The organism is Drouetiella sp. (genome assembly GCF_059504425.1).
In genome coordinates, this window is sequence record NZ_JCACIN010000061.1 from 14,694 (window position 1) to 35,653 (window position 20,960).

Here is a 20,960-nt window from a genome sequence, read left to right on the forward strand (position 1 = left end):
CTACTCATTTTTCCTGTCTACTAGATGATGTTTCATGCTGTTATCTGTTTAAAAAGCCTACTCTGAAGGCTTTTTAAACAATAGTTATAGAACATTGCCATGTATTCAATCAGGGTAGTTGTCATTGATTCAATCCTGCAATCTGGAGCTTATCTCATGTATCCTGCTACCGCGCCTAACGTCACTATCTTGGAACAGCCCATTGCCAGTAGCAGTCCTCTGATGAGCAGTTTCTTTCAAAACGGCTCACCTCGATCCACTCAAACCTTAGTAGCGATCGACTCTGGTGTAGATTTTCCCAAAACCCTCGCCGCAGGAGTTGCTGAAGGAGCAACTACCCTGATCCTCGATGCCAAGCGCGATGGCATTGCCCAAATTACCGCAGCCCTAAAGCAGTATCCAGAAATTACGAGCCTGCATCTTTTTACTCACGGCACTCCTGGCTGCCTTCATTTAGGTAATGCCCAACTGAGTTTGGATACCCTCGATCGCTACGCCTGGGATTTGCAAACTTGGTTCTCTCCTTCACTCAATACTCTACATGCTATACCTCAACTCCTGCTATACGCCTGTAATGTTGCAGCCGGAAACATAGGTATCGAATTTATTGCTAAACTCCATCACCTTACTGGAGCCAATATTGCGGCTTCCACAACCACTGTTGGTAACGGTAACTGGCAGCTAGACGTAACAACAGGTAATATCAAACCATTTCCTGTCTTTACTCAAGCCCTGATCAGTAGCTATCGTGGCACTCTGGCAGAAGAATGGATCGAAGATACAAGTGCACAATATTTTAACGATGTAATCCAGAATAATCCCAGCAATTTGCAAGGGAATCGTCAAATCACTTTTGCCGATATTGACAGAGATGGCGATTTGGATCTGGTGACGGGAATTGGGAACAAGGTCTATTTCTTTAAGCGTAACGGAGTCAATGGCAATTTCAGCGGTAGCGGCACTCAAATCAATACGAATGGCTGGGAAAAAAACGGTTTAAATGCTGACTTTGCCGATTTAGATAAAGATGGCGACCTGGATATGGTGGTCGGTTCAGATGACGATCGCCTAGAACAACTGGAAGGTAATAACGGCAATGATTTCCGATGGGAAGACTTGCTAGAAGATGACGATGAGCATGTTTATGACGAGGATGATGGTCACCCTCCTGCAACCTACGTTACCATCGGCGATGTCGGCAATGGTCATGATAATATAATCATCGGTAGAACCTACGGTAAAGTTGATTTTGTTAGAATTAATCGAGTCGTTGATGGAGAACCTGAGTATGATTTAGACTACGACGATGATAACGGTCAGGAAGCATTGAATGCTGACAACGGACAGGTCAGTAGTAATGGAGGAGCAGCCATCCCGACTATCGGTGACGTTGATGGGGATGGAGACCAGGATCTTTTGGTTGGCAGCAGCACAGGCGGTGCGCTGAAATACTATAAGTACGACAGTGGGGGATACAAAGATCAGACTGGCGTAAATAATCCCTTTAGCGCTTGGAAAGGCGCAGCAGCGATCGTAAACCTCGATGGGATTGGCAAAAAAGAAGTGGTGGTTGCCTTTGGAGGAACGCTCAAAGTTCTCAGAAGCAACGCTCAACCGACAATTGGAACCCAGGCGATCACATTAGACGCGATCGATGAAGACTCTGTTGCACCCGCTGGAGCCGTCGGAATGCGAGTTTCCGCCCTGGTCAGCCGCAGTCAGGGCACTGATGCAGACGGTCAAACTTTGGGCATTGCCGTCATTACAGCCGACCTTAGCGAAGGCACTTGGTACTACAGCACCGACGATGGGGCAAACTGGCAAGCGCTGCCTGCCATTTCTGACACCAACGCCCTGCTACTGGGTGCAAATGGTCGGCTCTATTTTATGCCTCAACTCAATGAGAATAGCGATAACACCGACTATGAAAAGGCAAGCGATGGTAAACCTTTTTTCGCCTTCAAAGTTTGGGATCAAACAAAAGGAGCGGTAGGCAGCCAGTTTAACCCCATTGGCAATGCATTCAGCAATAATACTGCTGAAGCTCAACTGATTCAGGTAAATGCTGTGGCGGATGCTCCGACTATTAGTAACATTGATAGATCTGCCGCTGAAGGAGATCTAGCCATTTACTTTGCGAAAGCAGATTTTGAGAGCCGCTTTCAGGGTGAAGATGGTAAATCGCTGAAGAAAATCAAAGTCATTGATTTGCCGAGTGACGGTACGCTCAAACTATCAGGAGCGAACGTTACTCCAGGACAAGAGATTGACCTCAACGAGCTAGACAATCTCAGCTTTGAATTTGACGAAAACTTTAATGGGAATGTCGGCTTCACATGGAAAGCAACGGATGGTCAGACTTATTCTGCCAATGAAGCTAGTGCCAACGTCAATATTGCCTGGGAAAACGATCTCCCCACCATCAGCGACATCAATCGCTCTGCCAATGAAGATAACGCGATCGATTTTAGCCTCAGTGATTTTATCGGCAGTTTCAGCGATCCGATCGATGCTGATCCTACCCTCAATAAAGCTCCCGATCTGCGCGGCAACAGCCTCCAGGAAATTCAGATCAGCTCTCTGCCTGATCCGATTAGTGGCGCCTTATTCCTGAGTGGTAACGCAGTTGCTATCAATCAGAAGATCGCTGCAGGAGCTCTGAATGGTCTCAAATTTATTCCCAATGCCAACTTCAATGGCAACATCAGCTTTGGCTGGAAAGGCTCTGACGGTGAAGCTTATGCCAACAATGGAGCCAGTATCAACCTGACGCTCTTTTCCGTCAATGATGCACCTGTCGTTAGCCCGATCGCCACAGGAGGTAATGAAGATACGACCATTGAGTTCTTTGACTCAGATTTCATCAGCAAGTTCTTTGATATTGATCGCGATGTAAATTTGAACAAAGGCTCTTTGATGCCTAGTTCCCTCAACAAAATTCGGATTATCTCACTGCCTAGCAACGGAACCCTGATGCTCGACAACAGCGTCGTCAGCAGCAATCAGGAGATTGGCGTGGGTGAGCTAAACAAGCTCAAATTTGTTCCAAATGCTAACTTTAATGGATACGTTAGCTTTAGCTGGAACGCCTCAGACGGGAGCCTTTATGCCGTTGCTAACAGCACTAGCAATATTACGATCGATCCAATTAACGATATTCCCACAGTTGCAGATTTCAATCGCACCTTGGATGAGGACAATACGGTTGTGTTTGCGGCTAGCGAGTTCATTAATCGCTTTAGCGATATTGACACTGATCTATCCTTGAACCAACATGTCACCAAGAGTCCTCGCGTCCTCAGCAAAATTCAGATCACCGATCTGCCATTGACCGGAACGCTGACGCTGAATGGTGCCGCAGTCGAGACAAATCAAGAAATTGCAACTGCTGATTTGAACAATCTCCGATACGTGCCGCCTAAAGACTTTAATGGCAGCATCAACTTCAAGTGGAACGGTCATGATGGCAGCGTTTATGCGTTGGTGGGAGCCACGACAACAATTAACTTAAATCCGATCAACGATCGCCCCAGTGATGTCGTTCCTAGCAATACCAGCGTCCTGGAAAACGTAGATGTGAATACTTTGGTGGCGACTTTAGCAACTCGTGACGTAGATGCAGGGGATACCTTTAACTATGGTTTAGTATCTGGGGATGGCGATCGCGATAACGCCGCTTTTCGGATTGCAGGTAATAAACTGTTTGTTATGGAGTCTCCTGATCGGGAAGCCAAGCCCGCCTACCGAGTTCGCGTTCGCACTACGGATCAAGATGGACTGCATATCGATCGCGCCTTCGTGATTGCTGTTCTCAACGTAGACGAAGATCCTACTAACCTGAAGCTTAGTAGAGCTGATTTGGATGAGAATATTCCTGCGGATACAGTCGTAGGTCGTTTCAGTACTGAAGATCCAGAAGGGAAAGGTACATTTGTTTACACCCTAGAGCAAGGGATAGGTGATAACGATAATCGCGACTTTACCATTATCGGCAATCAGCTCCGCGTCAATGAAGCTCCCGATTTTGAGAAAAAATCTAGTTACAAAATTCGAGTTCGCACTGCGGATGCTACCGGACTCTCGATCGAGCGGCAGTTTGAAATTACCGCTAACGATATTTATGAATCACCAACAGATATCCACCTTAGTAACGACACTATCCGTGAAAACATTGATGCTAACGCACTAATAGGCATTCTCAGCGCTATCGATTCTGACCGAGGCAATGATTATAGTTACACCCTTGTCTCTGGGGATGGAGATAGCGACAATGAGTTATTTAAAATTCAGGATAACGAGCTGGTTCTGAAGCAATCGCCTAACTTTGAAGCCAAATCTCGCCATACCATCCGGGTACGAACCACTGATGACACGGGATTATCCTTTACTAAAACACTGAACGTCAAAGTTCAGAATGTTAATGAGGCTCCCACCAACATCCGCTTCAGCGAAGATAGCGTTCGTGAAAACACAGAGGTGGGAGCGATTGCAGCCCTACTTACCGCCGTTGACCCTGATGAGAACGACTCCTTCACCTATCGCTTAGCAGCTGGGGATGGAGATAACGACAATGGTTCCTTCGGCATCCGGGGCAATCAGCTCATTTTGCGCGAATCCCCCGATTTTGAGAAGAAATCTAACTACAAAGTGCAGGTTCGCACCACTGATGCTAGCGGGTTAACTTATATGCGTGCTGTCACGCTTGCTATTAAGGACATCAATGAAGCGCCCACTAGCCTCCTGCTCAGCAACGACCAGATTGATGAAAACGTGGATGAGCGAACAGTTATTGGCGAACTGAGTAGCAAAGATCAAGATAAGGGCGATCGCTTTACCTATACGCTAGTCAATGGAGCAGGCAGCGAAGATAACAATGCTTTTGTAATCCGAGATAGTCAGCTCTTAATCAATGACTCTCCAAACTTTGAGGAAAAATCTCGCTACAGCATCCGCCTCCGCACCACAGATGATGGAGGGCTGTCTGACGACAAGTTCTTGACAATCTCAATTCGAGATTTGAATGAGAAACCTAGAGTTGGAGAGGCGATCGAAGACCTGACCACTCCAATTAATGAAGCCTTCCGCTTCCAAGTTTCTAAGAAAGCTTTCAAAGATGGGGATGGCGATCGCCTTACCCTAAAAGCCACTCTGGCAAATGGCGACCCTCTGCCGGACTGGCTCAAATTCGATCCTAAAACGAAATTTTTTATTGGCAAGCCTGACCTGAATGATATTGACGATCTCAATATCAAAGTTACTGCTAGTGACAGTGAAGGAAAATCTGCCAGCCAAACTTTTAAGTTGAGCGTTAAAGAAGCTTATGACGCTCAGGAAGCAAAAAAGGGTTTATCAGAAGGCTTAGATCGGATACAGACTGTCGTAGATAGCCAGATGGCGAAGGTTGATGTTCCCATCCTCGGCAAACTTGACAAAGTCACCCCAACTTTCATCCAAGACCTCAAAAAAGGTCTGGAAGGTGGCATTGGCAATGAGAAAGGCTTCAGCCTGAAGGAATTTGAGAAGATCATTCAGAAAAGCCTGAAGCCCTACTTTGATAGGGTAGATGTCAAGATTGACACCAGCCAATCCTCAAAAGGTGAAGTCGAATTGCAAATCAGCGTCGGCAATAGATATAACATTGGCTCTATTCCCCTTGATATTGACCTGGGGCTTCCAGGCTTGCTGTCGCTGCAATCTCAAGGTACCGTAGACGGCGCTTTTGAGTACGGACTCTCCCTAGGCATAGGCTTTAGCAAAGATCTTGGGTTCTTCATTGACACTGGAGTCACTGAACTCACGGCTGGACTGGGCTTTGGCTTAAGCAATGATTTCAAGGCTACTGCTAACTTGGGCTTTTTGCAACTTGATGTACAGGACAATAAGCCCAAGAACAAGAAAGGTGGCAAAGAGGGCGGCACTTATGTAGGAGGTGAATTCAAGCTTGGTTTGAATGACCTGGATCAGCCTAGTGCAAAAGATGATGGCGATCGCCTCACTCTCAAAGAATTGAAAATGAAGAGCCGCGATGACAAGCTGCTGTATGCAGACTTCGATATCAATCCCGTCATCGACCTCAAAGCCAAAACTACCATTTTGGGCAGTGACGTGATTCCCTCGCTCAACTTTGACTTCAAGGTGGATTGGAAAGCATTCCACTACAGTTATGGCAAGCCAGAGCCGAAGCAAACTCAACCTATGAAGAGTGCTGAGCCAGAGAAGCCCTTAAGTGGCAAAAATCCAGGCAATGCTCAGGAAAAACCCTCAGGCAATGCTCAGGAAAAACCCTCAAGCGGCAAAAACCCAGGCAACGCTCAGGAGAAACTCTCCAACGATAAAGATCTAGGCAATGCTCAGGAAAAACCCTCAGGCAATGCTCAGGAAAAACCCTCAAGCGGCAAAAACCCAGGCAACGCTCAGGAGAAACCCTCCAACGATAAAAATCTAGGGAATGCCCAGGAAAAACCCTCAAGTGGCAAAAATCCAGGGAATGCCCAGGAAAAACCCTCAAGTGGCAAAAATCCAGGGAATGCTCAGGAAAAACCCTCTAACGACAAAGATCCAGGGAACGCTCAGGAAAAACCCTCAAGTGGCAAAAACCCAGGCAACGCCCAGGAAAAACCCTCTAACGACAAAGATCCAGGGAACGCTCAGGAAAAACTCTCCAACGACAAAAATCCGGACATCAAAAAACCCGGCTCTGTTCAGCCACATCCAACGAAGCAAGAAACTGTTACGGAAATTGTTCTAGAGTCTAAGACAATCACAGTTGAGCTCAAGACGGATGTGCTAATCGATCGCTTCATCCGCTTGGGTAACTTGCCCTGGTGGATCAAGAATGAAGTCCGTAGAAATTCCTCACAAAACGCGTTCCCCATTCAAGATCCTAAAACTAGACTGACCACGAAACTTACGGTGGACAGGAAGTTTTTGGGACCAAATCTCAATTCTGATTTGATGTTGAACGGTGGATACAAAGACTTTAACCAGAAAACTCACTTTGATTACCTGAAGCGATTTGAGGGTGAATCTGCCCAGTTCCTCAAGGAGCATCGGGACTGGCAAGCCGCCTTGACCAATGGAATAAAAGGCGATGCAAATGCTTACAAAGCAACAGTTCTGAAACAAGTTCAGAATCTAATCAACAAAAATGCACTGCCGTTTGGAGGCAAGGATCTTGAAGAGCTGAAGAATGCTGAGTTCTCAAAGGACTTCGATAGCTTCAAAAACAAAAATTCTCTCAATCTTGAAATTGCTAGGATTGATCTGAAGACAGTGACGGTGAAAGTCACGGGCAAAATTGAGGTTACAAAAACGATCGTTAAGCAGAAAGACTCTGTTCCTTCCGACAAGAAAAAAACGCCGGATACAACAGACACCCAGGGTGGCCAGTCGCAAGAAGATTCGCAAGAGGGTCAAAAACCGGATACCAAGAAGTCTGACACCAAGAAGCCAAACTCAACGAAGCAAGAAAAGTCCCAAGAAGATTCGCAGGGTGACTTACAAGAAGGTCAAAAATCGGATACTAAGAAGCCCGACACCAAGAAGCCAAACTCAACGAAGCAAGAAAAGTCCCAAGAAGATTCGCAGGGAGATTCACAAGAAGGTCAAAAATCGGATACTAAGAAGCCAAACTCAACGAAGCAAGAAAAATCCCAAGAAGATGCACAGGAAGATTCGCAAGAAGGTCAAAAATCGGATACCAAGAAGTCTGACACCAAGAAGCCAAACTCAACGAAGCAAGAAAAGTCCCAAGAAGATTCGCAGGGAGATTCACAAGAGGGCCAAAGACCGGACACCAAGAAGCCTGATTCTAAAAAGCCTATTACTTCCGACAAGAATAAAACGTCTGATACAACAGATGCTCAAGGTGGTCAGTCGCAAGACAAGCCTAATAAGACCTCCGACTCCGACAAAAAGCTGCCTACAGCCACCAAAGATAAAGCAAAAACAGACACGCTTGGTGCTGACAAATCTAGCAATGCCCAAGATAACAAGAAAACTGATTTGGCTTCCGGAAAATCGGACGGCAAGACAGGCGGCGAAGCTGTGGCGAAGAAAAACAAGGTAGAGAAATCTACAATCCAGTTCAACAACATGCAGATTGATCTGGGCACATTCATTAGCGATTTTGCTAAGCCTATCTTGACAAAAATTGATGAGATTATTAAGCCATTCTCGCCAATTATTAAGTTCCTCAATCAGGACACTAAACTGATCTCTGAGCTAGGGCTGGGCAGCTTTTTTGACCAAAATCGTGATAACAAAGTCACCATTATTGAAATTGGTTCTACCTTAGCTCGGAAGAAAGTAGATACCCGCTTCTTGGTTGCGCTGGAGTTAATTGAAGAAGTCACTGATCTAATCGGCACCCTCAGTAAGCAGGATGGCAATATCAAGATCGATTTGGGTTCCCATAAAATTGAGTTTGGTCAGGACAAACAGGGGATAGTCAAGACAGGCAACAAAACTGCGACTCTAGCAAAAACTGATGTGAGTAAGCAACTGGCTCAATCTAAGGTCAGTTCTCAGGCTAAAAATTTCTTAACCAAGCTGAATAATATTGAAGGACTCCAATTTCCGATCTTAACTGATCCGGCGGCGGCGATCGGTCTATTGCTGGGTCAACCTAGTGTCGATTTGTTCAAGTACGACATGCCCGACCTCGATTTTGGCTTCAATGTCCACAAGGAATTTTCTATTTGGGGACCTATTGGCGGACTTTTAAAAGGAGAGTTTAAAGCCAAAACGAACCTCTCCTTCGGCTTTGATACCTTCGGTCTTGACCAATGGAAACAAAGCAGCTATGCCTTAAACAAGTCCTACGAGATCTTCGATGGCTTCTATGTCGATGATTTACCCGGCAATGAGTTACAGGTGAATGCCTCCATTGAGGCTGGAGCAGGGTTGAACCTTCTCGCAGTTGGCGGCTATGTCAAAGGGGGTATTGAGGGCAAAGTAGGATTAGATCTAGTGGATATTGGTGAAGCAAAAGGAGAGAGCGATCAGAAACTCCACGCTATTAGTGAAATTCTCCCTCGCATCCTCAAGCCCCAAGATCTATTCAACCTTAACGGTGAAGTCAACGCTTTCTTGGGAGCTGAAGTCACATCATTTGGAGACACCGTTTGGGAGAGAAGGTTTGCCACTTTCCAACTTGCTAGCTTCAGCGTCGGTGGAGACAATGGCGGTAAGACTTCTAATAAGTACATTGCCGGAGCCACCATTTACCTAGATGCTAACTTCAACGGACTACAGGATGCGAACGAACCTTTCACCATCAGCAATGCAGATGCTACCTATAATCTGCAAATCCCGATGGAACAGTTCGATACCAACAGGAATGGGGCGATCGACCCCAGCGAAGGCAGACTCGTATCTCTGGGCGGTACGGATACGTTTACCTATCTTGCTGTAGAGACATTGCTAGCGGCTCCCGCAGGCTACAGCATGATTACGCCTGTTACGACGCTAGTGAGTGCACTGGTGCAGCGTGGACTTGACCTCACCCAAGCGCAGACCGTAGTGAAAGCTACGCTAGGTCTGCCGCCCGAGATTGATTTAGCTAGCTTTGATCCGATTGCCGCCATCCAATCAGGAGACAGTAACGGGGTCAAACTGATGACAGCGCATGTCCAGATAGAAAACTTGATCGGCATGACCACCCAATTCATACGAGGAGTCTCTAAGTTATCTGTTGTTCAGATTAGCGAGTCAGTTGTCAATGCTTTGCTCACGACTGGCAACCTATCCCCAGGCTCCATTAACTTGAGTGATACCGCTCAAATTCAACGTCTGATTGAAACAGTCGTAAGCCAACTGCAAACCACTGAACCTTCACAAAACTGGCAACAATTGCTAACCCTTTCAGCCAGCGCCGCCCAAGTCATCGCAGAAGGTAGCCAGCGGGTAGCAACAGTAATGACGAGTCAATCGCTGGATAGCGTCCTAGAGCAAGTTAGCAAAGTGCAGTATGTGCTGCTGAAAGAAACGGCTCAAGATCTGAAGGCAGCCGCCGCGGGAACGAAGCCGATCGCTGAGGTTATTGCTGAGAACACGGGCAGTGGCTTTGATGCCGGACTGACAAACCTAGAGGCTCCTTCACCTTACGGCAAAGTTGTCGGAACAGAAGGTAGAGACGTGCTGCGTGGAATGCAAGGCAAAGTCAATGTCATGGTTGGATACGGCGGCGACGACAGGCTGTTTGGCGAAACAGGTGATGACCTGATGTCGGGTGATGAGGGCAACGATATCCTGAACGGAGGTGCAGGTGCTGATATGCTGCGGGGCGGTGCAGGGCGCGATCGCTTGATGGGCAATGATGGCAATGACATCTTAGTCGGCGATAGTGGCAACGATATCTTGATTGGCGGTAAGGGAGCAGACCAATTTAGGCTGGAAGTTCCTGCTTCCGGTGCAGATCAGATCATGGACTTCTCAGTCCGTCAGGATGTATTAGAAGTTCTGGTGTCTGGTTCTGTCAATGGTCTAAAGGTGGGCGCGAGCCTGACCCAGCGTCAGTTCCGCTTGGGGGCAAAGGCAATGGATAAGAGCGATCGCTTTATCTATAACCAATCTACTGGAGCATTGTTCTATGATGCAGATGGTATAGGTAAGGAGTCCAAGCAGTTCAAGCTAGCTGAACTCTCGAAAGGTTTAGCGGTAACACATCAAAATATCGTGATCGCGTAGAGGGGATCGGGTTAAACTCGGAGCGTAGGTAACTGCTCCCTGAGGGCAGGACTTGGGGTTGTGTCGCCAACATATGAAATCGATCGCACTTGAAAACGTTGGAGCAAATCGTTAAACCATCTCACCGATCGCTAAGATATGCCCCCTTTAACGGCAGCAGGGCTGATCTATTGGTCAAAGAAAATAGATACTGAAGATGTCTTCTAGATTGGATTTTAGCTCTATGGCTGTTTCAGGGAGGTATTTGGAGATAAGGACTTGAAACGCTTGCTAGTCAAGCATTTCAAGTCCGGAGGTCAAAAGACGCTGAAATGCTGCTGGCTCATACCTTTCAGCTTTTCCCCATAGCTTATCTCCCCGAAACAGCTATAGAACCCATTTGAGATCTTAGGAAGGGGCTGCCAGCCGCTTCAGCATTAGCCTGATAAAGCAAAGATTGATTTTGGTCGTGGCATGAAATAGCGTGCGCTCAAAGTTCTTCACTAGACTTTTACAACGCTCCATCCAAGCATTGGATCGTTCATAGGGCTTCGCCCCGCCAAGGGCGTACACCCAGCGAGCAATAGCCGGGACAAATCCAGATTTTCCTTGCTTTGCTTTTTCCTGTTTCGAGGGTTTCGTGGAAAGCTCAAACCTGATTTTTGTCATGATCTGGGGATAAACCTGCTCTAACGCCTTGATCAAAGTGTCAATGTGATACCCGTGATCTAGCAGGATGGTGATCTTGGGAATATTGACGGGTTTCGATTTGAAATAATCAATGTTGAGTGTCAGCATTTCAATTAATCCTGCATCATCGGAAACATTAGCTTTTGTGCAGTGAGTAAAGAAGGGAAACCCAAGTGTATCGACGGCTAGGTGCCTTTTAATTCCATTGGTCGCTTTGTAAAAACAGAATCCCTTTGAATCTACACTCGCATTGCATGTGTTCTTCACAGCTTGGGAATCAATGAGGATTAACCTCGTCCACTTGGGCTTTTTTTGACCTGTTCCCGTACTTGTCTGTGTAAAACATTCATCAATTCCTCAAATACTCCTGCGGCTCGCCACTGCTTGTAGTGCCAATAAACTGTGGAGTAGGGAGGCAAGTCTTTGGGCAGGTCTTGCCAATTACACCCATTTTTGAGTTGATAGAGGATGCCATCAATGATCTCCCGCTGAGTCCAATTGGAGGGTCGTGTTCGTTTCTTCTGCGGTAATATCTGAGGCAACAGGGGTTCAAGAATTTCCCATTCTGCATCAGTAAGACTGCTGGAATATGCCATAGCAACTAGATTTGAGGGTTGTAGATGCCTTATTTCTCCATTATAAAAGATCTCAAATGGGTTCTATAGAGCCTGCAATATTTATCGGACGAATGTGGACATCAAACGAACCATCAATCGCCTAAAGCAGTTTCGACGCATTGCCACCCGTTATGAGAAACGGACAGAGCATTATCTCGCCACGCTCATCCTTGCTGCAATTCTCCTTTGGCTCTAGGTTTTAAAACACGCCCTAGGAATGGCAACCCAAAAGCTGCGTTTTAGAGTATGTTTTTTGCAGTTCGGCTTGGCGATATAGATCCGAATAACCATAGGTTGATAGAGCCTGTATGGCTTCAGGTAGGGGAGGTGAAGCAAAGACTTCTTGCCCTAGATTACTAAACAAGATGACCGATCGCAACTGCAACTGGCGGCGTTGATGTTGGTGGTACAGATCAGTGTAGGTCTGCGAAACCTGTTGCCATTGGTTGGAAGGACAATAGCTGCGATCGATCAGCACGGTAAGAGTCGGAATAGCAAAGAGCCAGCTAATCAACAATCCGGTAATCAAAAACATCAGCCAACTAAGCCCTAGGGTTTTGAAAAGAGGTGTATTGAGGTTCATCGTTGGGATGGGTCTAACGAGATTAGATTAGAGGCTGGTCTGGAATAGGTCTTTTAGCAGAACTTGAACTTTTTCAGGAGTACCTTCGTACACGTTACTTTCCCGAATTGTGGCGATTGCCTCTAATTCTTGTTGATTGACTTCACCATAAGCGATCGGATAGACTCTAACTCCGCTATATTTAATGACATCTTTAATTTCTGCAAAACTCAGTCCATCGGTTTGTTCTCCATCCGTTAGCAGCAGTAGATAAAATTGTCCCTCTGGGTCAGTTTTTTGTTTTGACATCAGGTCTGCTAACCCGACGGCAAGTCCGTCATAGAGAGCCGTTGCGCCATCCGGCTGAAGCTGATCGATGGCAGCAAATAGCCGCTTTTGTTCCAGCTCATTAAAGGGAGCCAGGGGGATGCGCCGAGTGGGGCGATCGCTAAATGTCAGCAATCCAACCTGATTGCCTGGATTAATTTGTTGACTGGCAAATCGGAGCGCTTTCTGCACAGCTTTCAGGCGATTGTTTCGCTCCATTGAACCGCTAGTGTCTACAACGAGTTCCATATACACGGTATGCCTGCCGTCCTTACGCTGTTTCCAAAATGACTGAGCTGCCTTCAAAACTTCACCTGATGGCAAAGGAGGAAAGCGATTTTGCTTTAGATAGTCTGTTTGTTCAAATCCCCGTTGTTCTGCCAACTGCTGCATAGGAACAGAAGTGGCAAAGGCAGCAAACTTCTGTAGCGCTTCCCGTTCAGATGTAGTGTTCCACTCAAATCCCACAAGCGGTGACGTTTCAGGGATACCAAAAGGAACGTAAGCCAACTGTTCAAATCCCGGCTGTTGCTTCAGGGTGACATAGCTTTGGTAGTTCATGACGATCGCCGGAAACTGCTGCGGATTGCGAATCCAAATCTGTTTTAGATCTAGATAGGTCGGTGTGGTTAAGGAAATTTGCTGTTGGAAAGCGCTGAAGGCTGAATTCGTTTGAGGCAGTTCCAGTTCTGCGATCGTCAGCGGCTTGCCATCTTGGGCATGTCCTGCCGAACGCCAAAGCAGCGTGTATAGAAGGTTCAGCGCTGATGAAGCAATGTAGGGATTGGCGTAACCAATTTTGATCTTGCCAGCCAAGATATGATCCAGGAGGCGATCGAACGTTACTGCTCCGTTTTCTGCCAGTTCTTGATAGACTTGCGGCTGGATGGCAAAAATAGCTTGGTTTGGCACCAGCGCTGGGGTAATAGTCTGCATCGGCAACCCTTCAGCTTTGAGCAGCTCTAACCACAAGGCATTTGCGGGGGTATAACCCGCAGGTTTTCCTTTTTTGGCAGCCAGAATTTGTGCCCCTAATCCAGAAGGAATATTGCGAATCCCGACTTGAACAACTTCCCCGGAACTGAGTGTTTGCCGCTGCTGATTAAACTGCTCAACTACATCAATCAGCCATCGCTCATCCTGGCGTTCGCCATTGGCTTTTTCAGCCGAGCTATAGATTTCAATATAGCTAGTATTTGCGTCACGGCTAGGTTTCGCACCGTAGAGCGGATAGGTGCTGGGATCGGGTTCAGAATCAGTCAGAGCAGGAATGACAGCATTATAAGATTCTGTGTCAGAGACAAGCTGTGAACTGACCTGGATTTTAGGCAAAAGCTGTTCGCGGAGATAGCGATCGGCACTTGCAAATGAGTTGACTGGCGCGGTACAAGCCCACAACAAGCTGAGGCATAGTCCGATCGCTAGCCCAATATTAAAGCGCAGATTTTTCATTGTAGTTTAGTCTCCCAAGATTCCTTTTTCGTTCTCTGTAACCAGAATTTGCAATCGTGTTGAGATTCCAGAAGGCGTGATGCAACGTTGCTTCAAGCTTACTAGCGCTAACTGATCGCGCAACTCCTGAAGTTGATCATGAGTTTGCTGAAGCCGATCGAGACTGCTTTGTAGCTGAATTTGCGATAGCTTCTGATAATGCGGCGTTTGCACTTGCTGCGTCACCTGAAGAGCCTGCACGAGCTGATCGACTAGATCAAGAACGGTATGCAAAGTTTCGAGTAGATCTGGAATAAATGTAGGTTCCTGCTGGGCAATTTGTGCTGCCGTCCGCTGAATGGCTTGAGCTTGAGCTTGAACCGATCGCCATAGCGATTGACAAGCCTCTGGAACTCGATCATTCAGGATAGTAATGTGATTTAAAAAAATCTCTGGTTGCAGCAAGTTTGCAGAGGATACTGTAGGATGCGCTCTTTGTGTTCGGAGCTGAATATGCCAGGACGCGATCGTCAGTACCCCAATCAATGCACCACTACTCAAAACGATCCAACGTATTCCCAGCCATAAAACAAAGCTGATGTAGCCAACCCATACCCCCACCCATAACCCCTGAGTTTGAGTGAATCGAAACGAGTTTTGCCACTGAGTCATGATTAATGTATAAGTCATGATCAATATATCCTTTCCGATTTTTTTAGAGCGCTATTAAAGCTTTGGAATAAACTTAATAAACCAGCGAAGACTGGGACAAAAATAGCAAACATGAAAGGAAGCAGAAAAAGGAAAATAACCAGGGATTTCCACAGGTGGTATCGTAACGGAATCGTCATGTGTGTTTCAGGGTTTTCAATAAATGAATTGAGCCGCTGTAATGCTTTAATCTCTGGATCGCTCTGATTAGAGTATTTTTTGATCAAGCGATCGCTCCCTAGAGACTGCAAGCTAACCTCATAGGTAGTCGTATTACCGGACTCTGAAGAAGAAGTATAGGAATCAACTTTTATGCCTTGAACATTTTTGATTTGCTGTTCCGATTCTCGAAGCAAAGCACGATATTTTATAGTGCAATCCACACGGATAGAATCTGTATTACGGCAAGTTACTGCGATCGATTCGCCAATCCAAAGTACAGAATAAAAATTCCATAAAAGAGAGCTGACACAGGCTAAAATGATAAAGACTCCATGCAGATGCCCCAATACATAAAGAACTCCTGAAACGCCATAAGCTATTAGTTTGAATACCGTCCGCAATGTTTTTTGAATTCGAGATTTTAGCGATAGTTTTAATGAGTTTTTCATGCTAAATCTCTCTAAGGATCGCGGATTTAATGATGTGGAATTCTGCGTAGGATGCGTTAGGCACTAGCCATAATGCATCCTACAAAATTCGATGTTGTTGAATTCTCATTCCTAAGCTAGCAGTGCTTAATCTTTAACTCTAGGAGTTGATACTCACCTAATCAGATGTCTTAAAGGACTATCGGTAGCCAGAATCAATATCGTCAAAATATTTACATAACTTTACGAAGTATGCTCTGGTGCCGTTCAATCACCCTTTGGGCAAAGAACATCTTTTGCCAGATCAAACCTCAATTGATTGTTGACCGTGACGATCGCCCGCGTGGTGATTTCTCTGCGATCGCCTCTGGCATCAAAACTAATCGATAAACCTTTAATAATTGCGCTAGAAGCTGTGGCATTATCTCTAATGCCTGTCTCAGAAAGTTTTTGCTTTACGTCTTGGCGAGTAATCGATGATTTTGAGAGGCGAATTGCCTGCACTACCGTCTGAACTGCTTCATAGGCTAGAGCCGTACGACGATTTAAATCGCCTCCCCAATACTCATTAATTTGTTTGGCAAAAGCGTCTGCACCACACTGCTTAGGATGCCAATCAACCGCAATAAACAAACGATCTACTGTCGCCTCTCCAGCCTGTTCTAAAACATCCTGAAGGTAAAGCGTATTAGCTCCTAAAATGGGTTTTTCTCGGTTGTTTAACTTGACGATAGCGATCGCCTTTTGAAAAGCTGTATTGTCACCCGTTCCGCCGTCTGGCAATACCACCAGAGCATCCGCTTCTTGTGCCTCTAGCGGCAGTTGACGGGGATCAAAGTTGGGATCGGAAAGGTCAAACGTAGCAACAATATGTCCCTCAAAAGCGTTGAGGACTTGAACAAACTGATCGAACAAATCCTGACTGAACAGCTCCTTAGGATTGTAAAAAACAGCGACCTTGGGATGCGGTTTATTCAGATCGTTGACTAAATACTGTACTAGGCTGCTGGCTTCTACTCGTGAGGTTGAAACGGTGCGGAAGAATATGCGATTCGGATCGCCACCACAAGTTGGATTGGACTGGAGATTGACGGCGGTACTGGTTGGCGTGATTACCACCAGTCGATTTGGAGAATACACTCTCAGTGCATTGCAGGTGTTAGGAGAAGTGTAATGCCCTACTACCGCCAGGATTCTAGAATCAGCAGAGAGGATTTTTGCAACTTGTTCGGCTTGCTCAGGCTTGTTGTTGTCATTGGCAATGATTACCTGTAGGTTAATTCCCTGCTGAATCGCCATATCTTGCGCTTGAGCCACTCCAAAAACAATGCCCATGCCTGCATCAAGATTCAACGGTGCCGCAACGGCGATCGTGTAAATGGGCAAGGCGGGATTTTGAGTATGCTGGGCATTCACGAACGCATTGTTCCGATAAATCAAGGTTTCAGGATCTTGCAGAGCGCCTAAAGCAGCTTTGCTAATCCCTGAATTTGAGCTATTTTTACTTTGTTTGGCTTGACTTCGCAGATCATCAAAAATTGTGACTGCCTCGCCATATTTAGCTTGTGAGAATGCTGCAATGCCTTGCTGTTTTAGCGAACCATAAGGCTGACTCAGCTTGACTTTGCTGTCAGCAACAGACTGATGACCATCCGTGACAAATTGTTGGGCTAAGTTTGGATTATCGCAAAGGGAAGGCATGAACTGACAGCGGTTGACTGCAATCGCCGCTATAGCGATCGTCCCTGCCAAGGCAACAGAACCCATGATCAGGGAAGCAGATACAGGGGATAAGCGAGAGCGCAGGCGGATCAGAAGGGAGGATTGCTGCCAAACCAACTGCGGCTGATTGGGATTTTGACAGATGGTGGGTAGCCATGAGGCTCCAGGAAACCTATTTTGAAAAGCTTCCAGGCGATCGCGTGCCTCACGAACCGCCAGACAGAGCGGTTTGCCCTGAGAGAATTCATTCAAAAAGTAAAGCAAGAATTGACAGGCAATCTGATCAGGCACAGGTTGCCGCATCACAATCATGAAAGGTACATGCAGCTCTGCCAAAAAATCGGCGATTCCTAACCCATCACAGGAGTTAAAAATCGCCAGCTTGAGACCTTTTGCGACTGCTTTGGTTAAACTTTGACGCAAATCATCTAGCCGTAAACTCACATCTTCTCTAATTTGAATTCGCCCGCTGATACCTTCACTAGAGCTATGTCCGGCAAAAAAGAGGATATCCCAAGCCTGATCACGCAGCAAAGGCGATAACTCTTCCAGATTAGGCTCTACGCACTTAGTAATTTGCGCACCTCGCTGCTGGAGTATTTGCAGGGCTGCCTCATCTTTCTCAAGCTGCAAGCCTCCTTGAGAACTGCCAAAAATAGCCAGCACTCGGACAGGTAACGTCAGAGTATTTGCCTGGTGGTGAAATCGAGTCAACAGAGCAAATTCAACGTGACGGCTACTTAACAAATCCCATAAATGCCAGGGCAGCCTACGCAGCACCTCATCTTGAGATTTATCTCCCGTATCGCAACTTACAATGATGGGAACAGCTTGATCGGTTTTGAATTTGATGTTTGCCTGGATGCGATCGCGCAGACTTCTGAATGCCTGCTCCTGAAACCATCTTCTGCAATAGTCCTCTAGTCTTTCAGTTTTTTGTCTCCAGTCTTCTAAATCGGCAACATTCGTCTTCTGTGCCGGAACCGCCTGAAGTTTACGGCTGATTTCTTCTTGAAGTTTACGGCTATTCTCGACCGATCGACTCTGCCATTCCCGATAGAGCCTTGGCATATCAGCCGCCGCCGGGAGATGAGACAAATCATGATGCTCCTGAATCAACTGACCCTCTTCCAAAATCTGAAGCGTCACCGAAAAACCATCGGCAAAGCAACCGACACCCATCCGCAGGACAACGGCAATGCTTTGAGGATGACGGTGGTCAGGAGAGGGCTGAACCATAAATGGCGGTAGGACTAACAGGTTAAGACTTACTCACTAGATAAGCATGATTAACGAGATCTGTACAACAAGTAAATAGGTGCAATAGATTAAATGATAAAGGACTCCGTAAAGGATGCTTCATGGAGCGTCAGACGCACGTTAAAGCGATCGCCCACATCTCCCGTAAATTTGAATTGAATATAGTCATCTTGCCGTCTGGATTCCACCTGAAATAGCTCTTGGCTTCCTGTTTCATCTAGCACCTCCAGTTTTAAACCGGGTGGAAGGTGAAATTCTTGCTCAAACGGGTAAAGCCTTAGCAGGATCAAGCGGCTGCTCTCTACTTTGGGTAAAACGCCAACCATCAGCGCAACCGTGCGTCCTTCAAAATAAACCCCCAAATCTTTAGCACTAATCACGGGACAATCGGGATGTCGAGAATCCAGTTGCCACAGCAACTCAGCAGCTTGCCACCGAATTTCATCCTCTTGTGTGGTTTGAATCAGTTGTGCCAAGGCTATTTCTGGCTCTGCTGAGAGTATCGGCGTTAAATTAAAATTGGCTTGTTTTAGATAAAGCTGCTCCACACGCTGTTTAATCTCATCCTGTCGATTCCTCAAAGAGCTGGCAAGAATGGATTTTTTTTGAGAACTGAGTAAATTGTCGCGAGGCTCCCAGCCCTGATCAAATCTCTGATTTAGCCATTCCCCTAAGTTGACTGGCATTGGCAGACGATCGATCAGAGCCTCCAAGGGCTGAAGGTCACTCATAGAAAAATGGGTAGAGGCTGACGCAAAGAATCCTAGAACTTGCCCCTCCCGATATGTGTCATCAAGCTGCACGACAACGTAGCCGATACGTTCCTGTTCAGTGTCTTCAGGAATTAAATAGATGGTGTCTCCTGGACGGATTGCCCGACATTCTAGCCGCCCTTCCAGCTGTGGAACGTACAAATCGGCAGCATCCTCTAACAAACAGTTGAGTAAATTCCAGCTATCGCTCATTTCTAAGTTTGACGAAATTCCCAGCCAATGTAAGCAGCGACGAGTTACTAAGACTGCGATCGCATTGCGATAAGCTTGTTCTGCCCTGGCTTGAGTGGGCTGTTGTTTGGCAAATATCTGTGCCCGACTTCGGTCAGTAGCCGTGATAGGGATAGCGATCGCCATCAGTTCCTTGAGAATATCTTTGTTGTCAGTCATGATTTAGATCAAGTGAAAATATCTACGTTTGAAAATTTCGTCGAATGCGACTCAGTGGAAAGTTACTCAGTGAATGCTACTCAGCCCATAGCTTTCGGAAACGCGGGAAACAGCGGATTCGACAAAATTTTTTCAAGGATGAAGGATCAACATCGTAAGTTTGAGCGATCGCCTCCCAAGAAAACTCGCCTAATTCATGGAGCTTTTGCAAGATTTGAGTGAGCAAGTCTTGACCGTTGACATGAGGTGCATTTCGCATTCGACAACTGTGGAGAACGTCATCATTTTGAACTAACTCTAGCCAGATGTGGATCGTTTCCTGCCAACGGTCAGCGTCTGGTGCAGGAACAATTTCTAACGGATCAATCACCTCGCCACTTTCAGTTACAAAAGGATGTTCTCGACGCTGCTGCGCTTGAGTCATTTCTCGTTGAACATCAATAATTCGCCACTTCAAATGATGATTAAACCAGGAAACAAAACTTGCCCGCTCAGGATCGTAACTCTCCAGATTGTTGCTAAACCATTCCCATGTTCGCGTGAGCGCTTCTTCATAGTATTCTGGCAATACACTGCTAGATCCGCCTCGCCAAATTTGATTAGAAGATTGCAGAATTCTAACGATTAACAGTCGTGCTTTTTTTGCCCAAGCTGAATTCTGGGTCTGGTACGTCTGCTCAAATAGCCATCGACGCACAAAACCATGATTTATTATTTCTTGGAGTTTTTCCCGTTGCTGCAATAATAATTGCTGTCTGATTGGATGCCTTAAAGCATCCTCAAGTTGGGCTATCAGTTCAGTGCTAAACTCATCCATTGTCTAATCCAGGGTAGTTGAATTTAGATTTGAACACTGAAGCAGGATTTAATTTCTCTTGACTTGGTTAATAGGCTATCGGAGCCAGAGGAGGAGAATAACCTAATTATTTATAAAACTTTACAAGATACTCAATCTTTCTCAAGAAACACTTTCAGATTTAACCTGGCAGGAGTAAACTCCCTACGGCGGGATGAGCAGAAACAGCCAATAGTCCTGACGGAATATGCGACGTAGTGCCTCCACATCAGACATGTTCGCCACTGCGAATGAGCGCCACGTTGCTTTAAGCGGTCGGCTTTCGAGGGAGTATGACTAACGACGGTAACAGGCTCGTCTCGATCGAGTAGTGCTTGCAAAAGTGCTGAGCCGACGTTACCGGTACCGCCCAGGATATGTACA

The 20,960-nt window shown here is 46.3% G+C and carries 11 protein-coding genes and 1 pseudogene; 2 read left to right on the forward strand and 10 right to left on the reverse strand.

Annotated features, from left to right (window positions below; genetic code table 11):
• Window positions 1-99 precede the first annotated feature (99 nt).
• Complete coding sequence (locus tag AC5JMP_RS14855) at window positions 100-10,689, forward strand: DUF4347 domain-containing protein (protein WP_495852265.1); 10,590 nt, start codon at window positions 100-102, stop codon at window positions 10,687-10,689.
• A gap of 387 nt (window positions 10,690-11,076) precedes the next feature.
• Here the strand turns inward: AC5JMP_RS14855 and AC5JMP_RS14860 are convergent, their stop codons facing one another.
• A complete protein-coding gene (locus AC5JMP_RS14860) occupies window positions 11,077-11,646 on the reverse strand; it encodes a transposase (RefSeq protein ID WP_495852281.1) in 570 nt (189 codons plus the stop codon).
• Window positions 11,646-11,954: a transposase gene (locus tag AC5JMP_RS14865; protein WP_495852266.1), complete on the reverse strand. Its 309-nt coding sequence runs from the start codon at window positions 11,952-11,954 to the stop codon at window positions 11,646-11,648. Before AC5JMP_RS14865 ends, AC5JMP_RS14860 begins: the two co-directional genes overlap by 1 nt.
• Window positions 11,955-12,069: 115 nt before the next feature.
• Between AC5JMP_RS14865 and AC5JMP_RS14870 the strand changes: the two are divergent.
• A pseudogene (locus AC5JMP_RS14870) lies at window positions 12,070-12,171 on the forward strand (IS5-like element ISMra2 family transposase); the annotation flags it as partial.
• Window positions 12,172-12,186: 15 nt separating this feature from the next.
• On the opposite strand, the gene AC5JMP_RS14875 reads toward AC5JMP_RS14870, so the two are convergent.
• From AC5JMP_RS14875 to AC5JMP_RS14910, 8 genes are all read right to left on the reverse strand, one after another.
• Window positions 12,187-12,558, reverse strand: a complete 372-nt coding sequence (locus AC5JMP_RS14875) for a hypothetical protein (RefSeq protein ID WP_495852267.1) — start codon at window positions 12,556-12,558, stop codon at window positions 12,187-12,189.
• A gap of 27 nt (window positions 12,559-12,585) precedes the next feature.
• Complete coding sequence (locus tag AC5JMP_RS14880; RefSeq protein ID WP_495852268.1) at window positions 12,586-14,316, reverse strand: vWA domain-containing protein; 1,731 nt, start codon at window positions 14,314-14,316, stop codon at window positions 12,586-12,588.
• 6 nt (window positions 14,317-14,322) lie between these two features.
• Complete coding sequence (locus AC5JMP_RS14885) at window positions 14,323-14,985, reverse strand: hypothetical protein (protein ID WP_495852269.1); 663 nt, start codon at window positions 14,983-14,985, stop codon at window positions 14,323-14,325.
• A 2-nt stretch (window positions 14,986-14,987) separates the two neighbouring features.
• Entirely contained in the window at window positions 14,988-15,617 is a 630-nt protein-coding gene (locus AC5JMP_RS14890; protein ID WP_495852270.1) for a hypothetical protein, read from the reverse strand.
• A gap of 246 nt (window positions 15,618-15,863) precedes the next feature.
• Window positions 15,864-18,557 carry an ABC transporter substrate-binding protein gene (locus tag AC5JMP_RS14895; RefSeq protein WP_495852271.1) on the reverse strand — a complete coding sequence of 898 codons (2,694 nt, stop codon included), beginning with the start codon at window positions 18,555-18,557 and terminating at the stop codon, window positions 15,864-15,866.
• Window positions 18,558-18,646: 89 nt separating this feature from the next.
• Window positions 18,647-19,741, reverse strand: coding sequence for a DUF1822 family protein (locus AC5JMP_RS14900; RefSeq protein ID WP_495852272.1), 1,095 nt, complete (start codon window positions 19,739-19,741; stop codon window positions 18,647-18,649).
• 76 nt (window positions 19,742-19,817) lie between these two features.
• Entirely contained in the window at window positions 19,818-20,558 is a 741-nt protein-coding gene (locus AC5JMP_RS14905; RefSeq protein WP_495852273.1) for a hypothetical protein, read from the reverse strand.
• 131 nt (window positions 20,559-20,689) lie between these two features.
• The gene (locus AC5JMP_RS14910; RefSeq protein ID WP_495852282.1) at window positions 20,690-20,953 is read right to left on the reverse strand and encodes a hypothetical protein; all 264 of its coding nucleotides are present in this window, start codon (window positions 20,951-20,953) and stop codon (window positions 20,690-20,692) included.
• Window positions 20,954-20,960: the final 7 nt, after the last annotated feature.

Coding starts and splice junctions, on each gene's coding strand:
- AC5JMP_RS14875 (WP_495852267.1), bottom strand. CDS start 12,558: ATGAACCTCAATACACCTCTTTTCAAAACCCTAGGGCTTAGTTGGCTG.
- AC5JMP_RS14905 (WP_495852273.1), bottom strand. CDS start 20,558: ATGGATGAGTTTAGCACTGAACTGATAGCCCAACTTGAGGATGCTTTA.
- AC5JMP_RS14900 (WP_495852272.1), bottom strand. CDS start 19,741: ATGACTGACAACAAAGATATTCTCAAGGAACTGATGGCGATCGCTATC.
- AC5JMP_RS14880 (WP_495852268.1), bottom strand. CDS start 14,316: ATGAAAAATCTGCGCTTTAATATTGGGCTAGCGATCGGACTATGCCTC.
- AC5JMP_RS14885 (WP_495852269.1), bottom strand. CDS start 14,985: ATGACTTATACATTAATCATGACTCAGTGGCAAAACTCGTTTCGATTC.
- AC5JMP_RS14855 (WP_495852265.1), top strand. CDS start 100: ATGTATTCAATCAGGGTAGTTGTCATTGATTCAATCCTGCAATCTGGA.
- AC5JMP_RS14890 (WP_495852270.1), bottom strand. CDS start 15,617: ATGAAAAACTCATTAAAACTATCGCTAAAATCTCGAATTCAAAAAACA.
- AC5JMP_RS14895 (WP_495852271.1), bottom strand. CDS start 18,557: ATGGTTCAGCCCTCTCCTGACCACCGTCATCCTCAAAGCATTGCCGTT.
- AC5JMP_RS14865 (WP_495852266.1), bottom strand. CDS start 11,954: ATGGCATATTCCAGCAGTCTTACTGATGCAGAATGGGAAATTCTTGAA.